General features: G+C 32.5%; 13 protein-coding genes. 8 read left to right on the top strand and 5 right to left on the bottom strand.

Going from position 1 to position 14,619, the window contains the following annotated elements:
• Positions 1-15 precede the first annotated feature (15 nt).
• Together OZP06_RS17195 and OZP06_RS17190 are read left to right on the top strand one after the other, a co-directional pair.
• Positions 16-2,364, top strand: coding sequence for a prolyl oligopeptidase family serine peptidase (locus OZP06_RS17195; RefSeq protein ID WP_281324019.1), 2,349 nt, complete (start codon positions 16-18; stop codon positions 2,362-2,364).
• 98 nt (positions 2,365-2,462) lie between these two features.
• Positions 2,463-3,416, top strand: a complete 954-nt coding sequence (locus tag OZP06_RS17190) for a phosphoribosylaminoimidazolesuccinocarboxamide synthase (RefSeq protein WP_269222945.1) — start codon at positions 2,463-2,465, stop codon at positions 3,414-3,416.
• Positions 3,417-4,023: 607 nt separating this feature from the next.
• Here the strand turns inward: OZP06_RS17190 and OZP06_RS17185 are convergent.
• From OZP06_RS17185 to OZP06_RS17165, 5 genes are all read right to left on the bottom strand, one after another.
• Positions 4,024-4,398 (bottom strand): DUF4258 domain-containing protein, encoded by a 375-nt coding sequence (locus tag OZP06_RS17185; protein WP_269222944.1) that lies wholly within the window; start codon positions 4,396-4,398, stop codon positions 4,024-4,026.
• Between the two features lie 123 nt (positions 4,399-4,521).
• Positions 4,522-5,715, bottom strand: coding sequence for an alanine dehydrogenase (locus OZP06_RS17180; RefSeq protein ID WP_281324018.1), 1,194 nt, complete (start codon positions 5,713-5,715; stop codon positions 4,522-4,524).
• A 93-nt stretch (positions 5,716-5,808) separates the two neighbouring features.
• Positions 5,809-6,285, bottom strand: coding sequence for a GNAT family N-acetyltransferase (locus tag OZP06_RS17175; RefSeq protein WP_269222943.1), 477 nt, complete (start codon positions 6,283-6,285; stop codon positions 5,809-5,811).
• Between the two features lie 7 nt (positions 6,286-6,292).
• On the bottom strand, positions 6,293-6,700 hold the full coding sequence (gene tsaE, locus OZP06_RS17170) for a tRNA (adenosine(37)-N6)-threonylcarbamoyltransferase complex ATPase subunit type 1 TsaE (protein WP_269224633.1): 408 nt from the start codon (positions 6,698-6,700) through the stop codon (positions 6,293-6,295).
• 102 nt (positions 6,701-6,802) lie between these two features.
• Positions 6,803-8,386, bottom strand: coding sequence for a bifunctional response regulator/alkaline phosphatase family protein (locus OZP06_RS17165; protein WP_281239590.1), 1,584 nt, complete (start codon positions 8,384-8,386; stop codon positions 6,803-6,805).
• Positions 8,387-8,865: 479 nt separating this feature from the next.
• Between OZP06_RS17165 and fabG the strand changes: the two genes are divergently transcribed.
• The 6 genes from fabG to OZP06_RS17135 all read left to right on the top strand — a co-directional run bounded on the left by fabG (position 8,866) and on the right by OZP06_RS17135 (position 14,480).
• A complete protein-coding gene (gene fabG, locus OZP06_RS17160; RefSeq protein ID WP_269222942.1) occupies positions 8,866-9,612 on the top strand; it encodes a 3-oxoacyl-[acyl-carrier-protein] reductase in 747 nt (248 codons plus the stop codon).
• An 82-nt stretch (positions 9,613-9,694) separates the two neighbouring features.
• Positions 9,695-11,722, top strand: a complete 2,028-nt coding sequence (locus OZP06_RS17155; RefSeq protein ID WP_269222941.1) for a hypothetical protein — start codon at positions 9,695-9,697, stop codon at positions 11,720-11,722.
• Positions 11,723-11,909: 187 nt separating this feature from the next.
• Positions 11,910-12,221 (top strand): nucleotidyltransferase domain-containing protein, encoded by a 312-nt coding sequence (locus OZP06_RS17150; RefSeq protein WP_269222940.1) that lies wholly within the window; start codon positions 11,910-11,912, stop codon positions 12,219-12,221.
• A complete protein-coding gene (locus OZP06_RS17145) occupies positions 12,190-12,522 on the top strand; it encodes a HepT-like ribonuclease domain-containing protein (RefSeq protein ID WP_269222939.1) in 333 nt (110 codons plus the stop codon). Before OZP06_RS17150 ends, OZP06_RS17145 begins: the two co-directional genes overlap by 32 nt.
• 30 nt (positions 12,523-12,552) lie before the next feature.
• The gene (locus tag OZP06_RS17140) at positions 12,553-13,449 is read left to right on the top strand and encodes a LysR family transcriptional regulator (protein WP_281324017.1); all 897 of its coding nucleotides are present in this window, start codon (positions 12,553-12,555) and stop codon (positions 13,447-13,449) included.
• Positions 13,450-13,517: 68 nt separating this feature from the next.
• Positions 13,518-14,480: a putative sulfate exporter family transporter gene (locus tag OZP06_RS17135; protein ID WP_269222938.1), complete on the top strand. Its 963-nt coding sequence runs from the start codon at positions 13,518-13,520 to the stop codon at positions 14,478-14,480.
• The last annotated feature ends 139 nt before the right edge of the window (positions 14,481-14,619 follow it).

Here is a 14,619-nt window from a genome sequence, read left to right as displayed (position 1 = left end):
TATTAAAAATAAAAAATGTTTAAAAAAGGATTGGTTTTAGTTTTTTTGGTTTGCAGTTTCTTTGGTCAAAGTCAGGTTTTAAAATTGGAGGAAATCATGAAGGGCGAGTCATATATAGGAGGACAACCTACAAATGGACATTGGTCAGCTGAGGGAAAAAAAATCTATTTTGAATGGAATCCGAATAATGAAATTGATAAGAGTATTTATTATTGGGAGAAAGGAATGGCGAGTCCACAACTGGCTTCAGCAAAAGAAGCGGCTTTTTCAAAACTAAACATACTACGAAATCCCAATCTAGATTTAGGCTATTATCTTGAAAATGGTGCTTTGTATTCCTATTCGGTAAAGAGCAAAATAGCTAAAAAACTTTTGCAGCAAACCAATCCTATTTCTAATCTAAAATTGGCTTTTGAGAATGGTGTGCTTTTTTTTGAACAAAATGGTAATATTCTAAAATACAATACCAAAGAAGGAACCATTTTGCAACTTACCAATTTTAAGGAAGGAAAAGAACATCAAACAGAATTGGAAAAAGAATCTTTTTTGAAAAGTCAGCAAAAGGAATTGTTTCAATTCATCCGAGACCAAGAGTCAAAAAAGAAATGGAATACTCTAAAAACAAATGAAAATAAGTCGGATTTTCCAAAAGAGTACAACTATGGTTTGGGTGTTTTTGATAATTTTAGCATCAATCCAAAAGGGAATTTTGTAACGTTTAGACTAACAGATAAAACGACCTCTCAAAGCGAAAAAATGGAGCTCTTTATAACCAAAGACGGTTACAATCAAACTCCAGACACTAAAGAGAAAGTATCTGTTACTAATTTAGTGAATTCAAAATTTGGAATCTATTCTGTAGCCAAAGATTCTGTTTATTATTTGAACTTTTCAACGTTAAGTCATATTCAAGATGTGCCAAAATATTATGGTTTATATGATAATTTAAAAAACAGTAAAAAAGAAGATAAGTTGATTGTGGTTCAAACACCAATTTACAATCAGGATGGAACTTTTGCAATAACGGAAATTAGAAGTCAAGACAATAAGGACAGATGGTTAATTAAGCTAAATTTAGATAAAAACACTTTTGAAGAGATAGATTATCAGCATGATGAAGCTTGGATTGGAGGTCCCGGAATTCCTTCTTATCCTTTTGATTCAGGTGTTCTTGATTTTCTGGGTGATAATGAGACAATTTATTTTCAATCAGAAGCTACGGGTTATTCTCATTTGTATACTTATAATATCAAAACTAAAAAGAAATCACAATTGACCAAAGGAAATTGGGAAGTGAGAGATGTAATTTTGTCAAAAGATAAGAAAACTTTTTATTTGACCACAAATACAACCCATCCTGGAAATAGGAGTTTTTATAAATTGTCTGTCAGTGATGGGGTTTTGCAACCTATTTTGACAAATGATGGAGCTTATGAAGTGAGTTTGTCTCCAGACGAAAAAAGTTTGTTGGTTCGTTATTCCTTTAAAAACAAACCTTGGGAGCTTTATATTGCCGAGAATAAAGCAAAAACTGCGCTACAGCAAATTACTTTTTCGACCAAAGAAGAATTCAATAAGTATCCTTGGCGAATACCAGAAGTTATAGAATTTAAGGCTCAAGATGGAATGGTTGTTCATGCTAGGTTGTATAAACCGCAATTAGATAAAAGCAATAAAGCGGCAATTCTTTTTGTTCATGGTGCTGGTTATCTTCAAAATGCGCATAATTATTGGAGTAATTACCACAGAGAATACATGTTTCATAATTTATTAACCGATTTAGGTTTCACTGTTTTGGATATCGATTATAGAGGAAGTGATGGGTACGGAAGGGATTTTAGAACAGGAATATATCGTTTTATGGGAGGTAAAGATTTAACGGATCAAATTGACGGGAAAAACTATTTGGTTAAAAATTTAGGAATAGATCCGAGTAAAGTAGGGATATATGGTGGTTCTTATGGTGGTTTTATCACTTTGATGGCAATGCTTACCACTCCAAAAGAATTTGCTTCAGGAGCTGCTTTACGATCAGTAACAGATTGGGCTCATTATAACCATGGATATACGTCTAATATTCTAAATTTTCCGGAAACGGATCCAATAGCATATAAAAAAAGTTCTCCAATCTATTTTGCAGAAAATTTACAAGGCAATTTATTGATGCTACACGGAATGGTTGATGACAATGTGGAGTATAAGGATATTGTTCGAATTTCACAACGATTTATTGAATTGGGAAAGAAAAATTGGAGTCTCTCCTCTTATCCAATAGAAGCACATGGTTTTAAAGAAACCTATTCTTGGGTCGATGAATATAGTAGAATATTGAATTTATTTACTACTACGCTACTAAAAAACTAGAAAATATTGTTTTTTTCAAGTTGAATTATGCTTCAACATTTTTGTGTATCTCTTTTAAACAACCTATTTTTGCCAAAATAACAACACATCAAACTACAATGAGCAATACAATAACTACTACCAATTTTAATTTTCCAAATCAAAAATCGGTATATCGCGGAAAAGTAAGAGAAGTTTATACTATTAACGATGATTTACTTGTGATGATTGCCACGGATAGGCTTTCGGCATTTGATGTCGTTTTACCAAAAGGGATTCCATACAAAGGGCAAATTTTGAATCAAATTGCCACAAAATTTATGGAATTAACAAAAGATATTGTTCCTAACTGGTTAATAGCTACTCCAGATCCAAGTGTTGCTGTTGGGCATTTATGTGAGCCTTTTAAGGTGGAAATGGTAATTCGTGGATACCTTTCGGGTCATGCAGCACGTGAATATGCTCTAGGCAAAAGACAAATTTGTGGAGTAACAATGGCTGAAGGTTTGAAAGAAAATGATAAATTTCCAGAACCGATAATCACTCCAACCACAAAAGCGGATAATGGAGAACACGATGCGGATATCTCAAGAGAAGCTATTCTTGAAAAAGGAATTGTAACCGAAGAAGATTATTTAGTTCTAGAAAAATATACTCGTGCTTTATTTCAAAGAGGAACCGAAATTGCTGCCAGTCGTGGTTTAATTTTAGTGGATACAAAATACGAGTTTGGAAAAACTAAAGATGGTGTTATTGTATTGATTGACGAAATTCACACTCCTGATTCTTCTCGTTATTTTTATTCTGAAGGGTATCAAGAAAGACAAGACAAGGGAGAAGAACAAAAACAATTGTCAAAGGAGTTTGTGAGAAGGTGGTTGATTCAAAATGGTTTTCAAGGTTTGGAAGGGCAACAAATTCCCGATATGACCGATGAATATATTGAAACTGTTTCTGAGAGATACATTGAATTGTACGAAAATATTCTTGGCGAAAAGTTCGTAAAAGCTGATATTTCGAATATTAATGAACGAATTGAGAAAAACGTTTTGGCTTATTTAGCGCAAAGATAAAAGAGGTTTCATTCTAAAATAGGTTCTACCCTCAACTTTGTGGGTAAAAGTTTTTCGCCACAAATTACACAAATTATCACAAATTCTATAAACTCAAAATTTGAATTACACGAATTATTAATAGTTAACTTGGATTTACTAACAGTTGAATAGTTGGTAGTAAAATATTAATGTGCTTTAATTTGTGGTTCACCCTTTTTTAATTTTTGTAAAACCTACACAATTAGTGGTAATACCCTAAAATAATACATTTTTTAAAAAACCATAATTCAAAATTTGAGTTATGGTTTTTTTTTTTTTTTGAGTTTTGAAATTAGATTAGATTTATACCTTACAGGTTTTTTTTAACCTGTTTGGTATTATTTTACGGACTAAGGAATTAACGGTTGTAATCGGTTGTGTTTCCTAAAACAGACTATTTTGGCTATGAGCCCCGATGGGAGGGAATATTCTTTTGAAGAGACGGGTTTCAAACCCGTCTCTTCAAAAGAATTGGAAGGACAGCGGGAATCCTATTTACTGATAAAGCCTATTGTTTCGCTCCTTACAATTTTTTTAGTACCTTTTTAACAAAAAAAAACTCTTCGAGAGGAAGAGTTTAGTAGGCTTATTTTTTGGTAATGTCTTCAAGAACTGCTTTGTTGGAGTAATTGATGACTTTGACTATAATTTGTTGGTTTTGTTTAGTTTTACCCTCGATAATATATAATTTTCCTTTTTTGTAAGGTATGTTACTTTTGTCAAAATCTACATCACCCAGTTTCAAAGTGTTTTTTATATCAGTGGTATCAACCCATTTTTGTGATAAAATAGCGGAAGCTTTATCTGAGTAATAAAATGGTTTTGTGCTTAAATCATTCAGTACTCTGGCGTTTGGAAAGTAATTACAACGGGTGTCTTTTCCGCTAAATATAGCTGCAACGACAAATAAACCCATTATCAAACCCACTAGATAGTAGGCAAAACGTTGTATGAAATTCATATTTAATTTATTGTTTTTTATTGTTTATATGTAATTCGCATAATTACTGTTGGTGTTTTCAACCTATTGAAATTTATGCTTCTTTTATATTTTAATTTTCGGCAAAGGTATGGGAAAGTTTAGTTAAAAAACAATTAAATTAATGTCGTTATCAGGCAAATCGAACCAGTCACCTATGGCTTTGTTTGTTAAAATGCCGTGATAGAGATAGATACCATTTTTTAGGCCTGCATTGCAACGGATAGCACTTTCTATGCCGCCATCTTCGGCCAATTGAATCAAATAGGGTGTGATTATATTGCTAATGGACAGTGATGCAGTTTTTGAATATCTTGAAGGAATATTGGGTACGCAGTAGTGTAATACATTGTTCTTGATGAATGTGGGTTTTTCATGGGTTGTTACTTCGGATGTTTCAAAACATCCACCGGTATCAATACTTATATCTACAATTACTGCGCCTCTTTTCATGTGTTCTACCATTGTTTGGGTCACAATAACGGGGCTTCTCTCGATACCTCGCATTGCACCAATAGCGACATCACAGCGTCTTAAGGCTTTTAGTAAAGATTTTTGTTGGATTGTGGAAGTGAAAATTCGTTGGTTTAAATTATTCTGCAAACGTCGTAGCTTGGTAATGGAATTATCAAAAATTTTTACACTTGCTCCAAGTCCAATGGCTGTTTTAGCAGCAAATTCCCCCGCAGCTCCTGCGCCAATAATAACAACTTCGGTAGGAGGAACACCTGTGATGTTTCCAAATAATAGTCCTTTTCCAAATTCATTGGTTATCATCAATTCGGCAGCGATTAATATGGAAGCAGTTCCTGCAATTTCACTGAGTGATTTTACGGCAGGGTAGGAGCCATCTTCGTCTTTCAGGTATTCAAAAGCGAGTGCGGTTATTTTTTTTCGGGATAGTGCTTCGAAATAGGACTTTTTTCTTGTTTTTAATTGAATTGCTGATAATAAAATGGTTTTGGGATTCATCATTTCAATTTCAGCCGTAGTTGGAGGTTCTACTTTTAGTAGCATTGGACAGCTAAAAACCTTTTTGGTGTTTTGAGTAATTTCGGCACCCGCTTCGCTGTATTCTCTATCACTATAACTGGAACTTGCTCCGGCACCAGCTTCAATCATTACTCTATGTCCTAAATAGGTAAGAGAATTCACAGCGTCTGGTGTTAAACAAATGCGTCGTTCTTGAAAACTGGTCTCTTTTGGAATTCCTATAAAAAGTTGGCTTTTCTGTCTAGCAATTTCTAGTTTTTCTTCTTGAGGCAGTAATTGTTCTTTTGTGAATGGACTTATAGACATTGATGGTGTGATATTAGTGGTACAATTTACAAAAAAGATTCAAAGTATTTTTATTTAAATGCTGCCTAATGGGATTATCAAAAAAAAATCTAATTAGCGGAGTATTTTCTCCATTTTAATATCAGCTCTTTCATAAACGCCTTCTTCAACAGGAATTTCAATGAAACCAAAATTTTCATATAGATGTATCGCAGGCAGTAATTTTCTATTGGAATATAGAATCAATTTTTGAATTCCTTTATCTTTTGCCTCATTCAAGCAATGTTTCATCAGTTTTTTACCGATGCCTAATCCTTGATTCTCATCTGATACAGCCATTTTTGTCAGTTCAAATGTGGTTTCATCTATTTTTAATAAAGAAACCGTACCCACAATTTGATTGTTGTATTTAGCATAAAAAATAAATCCTCCTTTATCGATTATTTCGCCTTGAGGGTTAGATAATACTTTTTCATCTTTGGGTTCCACTTTAAAGTATTTATGGAGCCATTCTAGGTTTAAGGTTTTGATCGGGTCTTTCAATTCAATTGAAAAAGGGATGATTTCTACTTTATTGGTATCTAAGTTCATTATTTTATTACTTTAATTCCAATAAACGCTCACCATTAGGTAGTAATTCGATTGTAATTATGGTGTGTTGCTCCGGAATCAGGTTTTCAATTTTTTCAGACCATTCGATAAAACACCAATTCCCAGAATACAAATAATCATCGACACCCATATCTAATGCTTCGGTTTCTTTGTTTAATCTATAAAAATCAAAGTGATATACAATTTGATTGTTGTTGGTTTGATATTCATTTACCAATGAGAATGTAGGACTGCTCGTAGCGTCATTTACACCCAATGTTTTACAAAGTTGCTTGATTAAAGTAGTTTTTCCTACACCCATTTCTCCATTAAAAAGGATTACTTTATTTGGATTTTGGTCTAAAATTTGTTGAACGACTTTTGCAAGTTGGTCTATAGAAAATGTGATTGTCATTTGTTTTGAATATTCTGTTATGCGTTTTGGGTTATGCGTTTTTTTAGATTTCTCCATCAGTTTAATAACTGATTACTAAAAACTGAACACTGACCACTTCTTTTACTTTGGATTAAAAACCAAGAATGGAATGATCATTTCTTCCAATGAAATTCCACCGTGTTGATAAGTGTTTTTGTAATAACTCACATAATGATTGTAGTTGTTAACATAAGCCAAAAATAAATCATTTTTTGCAAAAATATAGGAACTACTCATATTGATGGCAGGCAAACCAATGTTTTTAGGTTCTTTGATGGCATATACATCTTTTTGTTCGTATGTCAAACTACGCCCAGTTTTGTAACGTAAATTCAAACTCGTGTTTTTGTCGCCTACTACTTTTGATGGATTTTTTACATTAATGGTGCCATGATCAGTCGTCAGAATTAATTTGAAGCCTAATTTTTGTGCTTGTTGAATAATTTCGAGTAAAGGTGAGTTTTTAAACCAACTTAAAGTTAAAGAACGATAGGCTTTATCATCGGAAGCGAGTTCTTTTACCACATCCATTTCGGTTTTAGCGTGTGAAAGCATATCGACAAAATTATACACTACAGTTACAAGGTCATTGTCTTTTAATGATTTAAAACTTTCTGCTAGTTTTTTTCCACCGGCTAGATTGGTTATTTTGAAATAATCTTGTTTTAAATCTAATCTCAGGCGCTTAATTTGAGCGGTTAAAAATTCAGCTTCGAATAAATTTTTACCGCCTTCTTCTGGATCATTTTTCCAATACTGAGGAAACTGTTTTTCCATTTCTAGAGGCGTTAAACCGGAGAAAATTGCATTTCTGGCATATTGTGTAGCTGTAGGAAGAATTGAGAAATATGGTACTTCTTTTTCGAGTTTGTAATAATTACCTACGACACTTTCAAAAGCTTTCCATTGATCATAACGTAAATTGTCGATAACAACAAAAAGTACAGGTTTAGCTTTGCTCAGTTCGGCGTCGCCTCGGGTGTCTTTTTTCAGAATCTCTGGGACAACTAATTCTTTAAACAAATTGTGAGATTGTATGGGTTTATCTGCTTTTGGTGCAAACCAATCTTCGTAGTTCCGTTCGATGAATTTGCCAAATTGGGAATTGGCTTCTACTTTTTGGGATTCTAGGATTTCAATCATTCCTTGGTCATTAATATTCTCCAATTCTAGTTCCCAAAAAATAAGTTTTTTATACAATTCAACCCAATCTTCATAGGAGTTGACCATCGCCATTTCCATAGTGATTTTTCGAAATTCTTTTTGATAATCCAAAGTTGTTTTTTGAGAAATCAAACGGGAATGATCTAAGTTTTTCTTTAAACTCAACAAAATTTGATTTGGATTAACAGGTTTAATCAAATAATCTGCAATTTTGGAACCAATGGCTTCTTCCATAATATACTCTTCCTCACTTTTGGTAATCATAATCATAGGGATGGAAGACTTTTTTTCTTTCATTTCTGATAATGTTTCCAAACCACTCATTCCAGGCATATTTTCATCAAGAAAAACGATGTCAAAATTATTTTCTTCAAAAATATCAATTGCATCACGTCCATTGTTACAAGTAGTTACGCTGTAATTTTTTTTCTCTAGAAATAGTATATGTGGTTTAAGTAAATCGATTTCATCATCAACCCAAAGTATTTTTATGTTGTCCATTTAATTTTAAATTTTAGTGCAATTTAATAGTATAGATCTAAATATATATTAAAAATAGTATAAAGTTGATTGATAAAAAAATAATATGTTTTATTGGTTACAGTACTTTTAAAACACGGATTTAAATTTATTCATTAAAAATCAGGGAAGAATGGGTTTAAATTTAGTGAAAATAATTTAATTTGAGGTTGGTAATTAATAGGATAGCTTTAAATACCATTTTTTAGTCTAATATTGGTCTAATTGAATTTTTCTATTATTTTTCTATCCGTAATTTATTATTATATTTGAACTTTGTAAACTAGCCCTGATAGAAACGGAAATCCTTTATTTTTTTTCTTTAAAAAAATAAAGATTGAAGTGGATAGCAGGAATAGCTCCTAATGAAAACAAACTAATTTTAGAATATGAGATGTGCATTAACTACTAGTTGTTATGCGAATTACATATGACAAATAAAAAGCAATAAATATTAACATATGAAATTACTAGAAGGAAAAGTTGCCATAATTACTGGCGCAAGTCGTGGAATTGGAAAAGGAATTGCAGAGATTTTTGCTAAAAACGGAGCAAACGTTGCATTTACGTATAGCTCATCGGTAGAGTCAGCTTTGGCTTTAGAAAATGAATTGAATGCTTTGGGAATAAAAGCAAAAGGGTACCAATCCAATGCAGCCGATTTTAATGAAGCTCAAAAATTTGTAGATGCTGTTTTGGCAGATTTTGGTACAGTTGATATATTGATTAACAATGCCGGAATTACTAAAGATAATTTATTGATGCGTATGTCAATGGCTGATTTTGATCAAGTTATCGATGTTAACTTGAAGTCGGTTTTTAATATGACCAAAGCAATTCAAAAAACATTTTTGAAACAACGTTCTGGTTCGATTATCAATATGAGTTCTGTAGTTGGAGTAAAAGGAAATGCTGGTCAAACAAATTACGCTGCTTCTAAAGCTGGTGTTATTGGTTTTTCAAAATCAGTAGCTTTGGAATTGGGTTCTCGTAATATTCGTTGTAATGTAATTGCGCCTGGTTTTATTGAAACTGAAATGACAGCTAAACTTAGTGAGGATGTTGTAAAAGGTTGGAGAGAAGGGATTCCGTTGAAACGTGGTGGTTCTACTGAAGATGTTGCCAATGCATGTTTGTTCTTTGCGTCTGACATGAGTGCTTTTGTAACGGGCCAAGTATTGAATGTTTGCGGAGGAATGCTTACTTAAATAATTTAATGATTTAATAATTGAAAGATTTAAAGATTTGTATTCTTCAATCTTTTAATTTTTCAATCTTTCAATCAACTATATGACAACAAACACAATTCTATTACTACTACTTTCTTTACTAATAGCGGGTGGTTTGTCGTTTTTTCAATATTTATACAAAGTCAAAAACAAATCGAATGTGCATTTGTTTTTGACTTTTTTGCGTTTTTTTAGTATTTTTTCGGTGCTGTTGCTTTTGATAAATCCCATCATTACGACTAGTACAACTGAAATTATTAAAACACCTTTGCCAGTAGTGGTCGATAACTCTAGTTCTATTTCTTTTTTGAATTCCAAAGATAAAGTTTTGGAATTAGCCCAAAAGTTAAAGTCAAATAAGGCGCTTCAAGAAAAATTTGACGTGCAATCGTATCTATTTGATGCTGATTTTAGGCAATCGGATAGTATGACTTTTAAGGGAACTCAAACCAATTTGGATTTAGTTGCAAAAAACTTAAAGAGTATTTATAAAAATGCGTTTTATCCAACGGTTATTATCACTGATGGAAATCAAACTTCTGGAAATGATTACGTCTATAGTTTTGATGAAAATAATAAAGTGTATCCTTTGGTTTTAGGCGATACCACAAAAGTTTTGGATTTGAAAATCAATCAGCTGAATGTTAATAAGTATGCTTTTCTGAAAAATAAATTTCCTGTTGAAGTGTTTTTGCAATATTCAGGGGATAAAAGTATAACCACAAATTTTAGTATTATACAAGGAAATGAAGTTTTGCATAAGCAAAGTGTTTCTTTTTCTCCATCAAAGAAAACGGCAATCGTAAATGTGCTTTTGCCTGCCAATAAAGTAGGATTGCAGGTTTATAAAGCTAAAATTGAATCTAAGGAAAGCGAAAAAAACACCTTTAACAACATCAAGAATTTTGCTGTTGAAGTAATTGACCAAAAAACAACCGTTGCAATTGTATCTGCTATAAATCATCCTGATATTGGTGTTTTTAAAAGAGCCATTGAATCCAATTTGCAACATAAAGTAGTATTGGTTAAACCAAGTGATGTGAAATCATTAGAAGATTATAACGTGTTAATTTTGTATCAGCCCACTACTGATTTTAAGTCTGTTTTCGAATTGAATAAAAAAGCAAATCTAAATACCTTTATCATAACAGGAACGAGTACTGATTTTTCGTTTTTGAATCAACAACAAAATAATTTTGTTTTTAAAATGAGTGGTCAGGAAGAAGATTATTTGGCAGATTTTGATTCGCAGTTTAATCTTTTTGCAGTTGATAATTTAGGGTTCGAAAATTTACCTCCTTTGCAGAATAATTATGGTTCAATTACCACCAATGGCGATGTGAATGTATTGCTTTCTGCTAAAATCAGAAATATAGATACAAAAGCCCCTTTATTGTCTTTTACGGAGAATCAAGGAAAAAGAGCGGCTTATTTATTTGGAGAAAACAGTTGGAAATGGAGTTTGCAAAGCCATATCGACAATCAGTCTTTTGAAAAATATGATATTTTTGTCAATAAGATTATACAATATTTGGCTTCTAATAATGCCAAAAAATCATTGGTTGTCAATCACGAAAGCTTCTACAATTCGGGTGAAGCCATCGAAATTACGGCTCAATATTTCAACAAGAATTATGATTTTGATGAAAAGGCACGTTTGACAATTGCTGTGACCAATGTAAAGACAAAACAAACCAAAAATTTCGACCTTTTAAAAGGAATCAATACCTATAAAGTAAATCTTGACGGACTTTTGGCTGGAAGTTATAATTTTTCGGTTAAGGAATTGAATTCCAAAACTTCGTATTCAGGGCATTTTGAGATTCTGGATTTTGATATTGAAAAGCAGTTTGTAAATCCAGATGTTCAAAAGTTGAATCAATTGGCAGTACAAACTAAAGGAGCTGCTTTTTATCCCAATCAAATTGATTCTTTGATAAAAACATTATTGGAGAATGAAGAATATAAAGCTGTTCAAAAAGAGGTTGTAACCAAATCTCCTTTGATAGATTGGAAATGGTTGCTAGTTTTGATTGTTGTTTTTCTTTCTGCAGAATGGTTTGTAAGGAAGTATAATGGGATGTTGTAGGTTTCAGAATAATCAGTGCTTGGTGATTAGTGATGAATAACTTCAAAAAAAATAAACTATCTTAGCTTTATGAAATCGCCATAACAAATTGCTTGTTGCAAACAAAAACTATAAATAAAAAGCGATCCCATATAGGACCACTAACAAAATATTTTTTGCATATATGAAAATGAAAGAGTCAATACAAATGAAATTAACAGAATTTTTGGCATTATGCAAAAGCCATAATGTTAAGAATATTTATGCTTTTGGATCTGCTGTGACTGAAAATTTCAATGATGAATCTAGTGATATCGATTTGCTAATCGAAATTGATAACGAAGATCCAATAGAGCGTGGAGAAAATTTGATGGATATTTGGGATAAGCTCGAAGTGTTTTTTCAAAGAAAAGTTGATTTATTGACTAATTCCTCTATAAAAAATCCAATCCTCAGAAAAAATATAGACACCACAAAAATTTTACTTTATGACGGAAAAGAGCAAAAAGTATCTTTCTGATGTCTTAATGGCGATACACTTAATTCGCGAATTTACTTTTGACATTATAGATTTTAATATTTATGATAAAGACAGAAAAACTCAAAGTGCCGTCGAAAGACAATTGGTAATTATTGGGGAGGCTTTGAATAAATTAAGGCAGACTGAAGCTGAAATTGTAATTGAAAATGACAAACAAATTATTGGTTTTCGCAATCGTTTAGTTCACGCTTATGGCAGTATTGATAATTCCATTGTTTGGGCAATTATAAATCGTCATTTAGAAAATTTAAAAAACGAAATCGAGAATTTAGAAAGTTAATAAAAACTGTTTGCTAAAAGAAATACAATTATGGATTTTAGACTAAAAGTATTCTTCACTGTTGCAACCCGATTGAGCTTTACCAAAGCGGCAGCTGAATTGTTTATTACACAACCTGCAATTTCCAAGCATATTCAGGAATTGGAAGAAGAATACAAGATTAAACTTTTTGAAAGAAACGGTTCTAAAATAGCACTTACAAATGCTGGCGAAATGTTGCTGAAGCATACCAAAAACATTTTTGAAATTTATAGAGAAATTGATTTTGATATGAGCACGTTTATCAATGAACGCAAAGGAGTGTTGCGTTTGGGAGCCAGTACTACAATTTCTCAATATATTATTCCGCCAGTATTGGCTCGCTTTCATCAGAAGTTAGAGTCTGTAAAAGTTAGTTTACTTAACGGAAATACGGAGCAAATTGAAAATGCTTTGTTGAACAAAGAAATTGAAATTGGAATTGTAGAAGGACAATCCAAAAATCAATCCATAAAGTACACTCAATTTATTAAAGATGAGTTGGTTTTGGTTTGTAGTGCCAATAACCCACTAGTGCAAAAAAAAGAAATTATTCCGACTGATCTAAAATCATTGCGATTTGTCGTGCGAGAACAAGGGTCTGGAACACTTGAAGTTATAGAATATGCTTTAAAACCGTTCCATATTACAATTGATCAATTACAGGTCGAGATGCAGTTGGGTAGTACGGAGAGTATAAAGTCCTATTTGATGAATTCTAGTTGTGTTGCTTTTTTATCTATTCATTCCGTTGATAAAGAGTTAAAAAACAGAGAGTTGCAAGTTATTGATGTCGATAATTTAACTATTGAACGTTTTTTTTATATTATTACTTTACAAGGAAAAACAGATTCCCTTTCGGAGTTGTTTGTAAAAAATATTTCAAGCTATTATAATTTAAAGTTATAGTGGATTATTTTTAACGATTGGTCTTGATTGTGTTTTATATCGACCTTTGTAGTGTTAAAAATAAAAAAATGAAAATTAAAAACGGTAATGCCCCAATATTATATAAAATCAATACCAAGTTACAACGAGGTATTTTTGTTTTGTTATTGCTTCTTTGTTTGTTTCCTATTATTTCACCGCCTATAGCTTTGTTGTTGGGTTTGGTTGTTGCCAATCTTTCAGGTCATCCTTTTTTGCATTTAAATCATAAGGCTACAAATATATTGTTGCAGGTTTCTGTAGTAGGACTAGGGTTTGGAATGAATGTACATAGTGCGGTAGCAGCAGGCAAAGAAGGTTTTCTTTTTACTGTTGGTTCTATCGTTATGACCATTGCTTTGGGAACTTTACTGGGTAAATGGTTTGCTATTCAAAAGAAAACGTCACATCTTATTTCATGTGGTACAGCGATATGTGGAGGTAGCGCTATTGCTGCGATTGCTCCAGTAATCCAATCGGATGAAAAGCAAACATCGGTAGCATTGGGAGTGATTTTTATACTAAATTCGATTGCTTTGTTTGTTTTTCCTGCAGTGGGACATTGGTTGGATATGTCACAGAATGATTTTGGATTGTGGTGTGCCATTGCCATTCATGATACAAGTTCTGTTGTTGGGGCAGCCAATAAATATGGAGCAGAAGCTTTACAAGTTGCAACAACGGTAAAATTAGCAAGAGCTTTGTGGATTATTCCCGTTGCATTGATTACGGCAGTCGTTTTTAAAAACAAAACAAGCAAACTGAAGATTCCTTATTTTATAGGGTTGTTTATTTTGGCGATGATTTGTAACACATATTTTTCTCCAGTTGCCAGTATTGCACCATATATAGTTTCCATTGCTAAATTAGGACTTACTGTTACATTGTTTTTGATAGGAGCAGGGTTGAGTGGTTCCGTATTGAAATCAGTGGGATTGTTGCCATTATTGCAGGGAGTTTTGCTTTGGGTATTTATTGCAGTTGTTGCTTTATTAGCAATTTTATATTTTTGATGCAGATTTTTCAATCGTAAAGGTCTTGGTTAAATGGTTTTGCGTGAGTGATGGCAGTGGAGCTCTTTTATTGATCCTTTTTTTTGGGATCAATAAAAAGCGGGAACGAACAGCACGACCCGAAGTTTTTCACGAAGGG

This window comes from Flavobacterium sp. IMCC34518 (assembly GCF_027111095.2).
Taxonomy (GTDB): domain Bacteria; phylum Bacteroidota; class Bacteroidia; order Flavobacteriales; family Flavobacteriaceae; genus Flavobacterium; species Flavobacterium praedii.
This window is presented reverse-complemented; position numbering and strand designations above follow the sequence as displayed.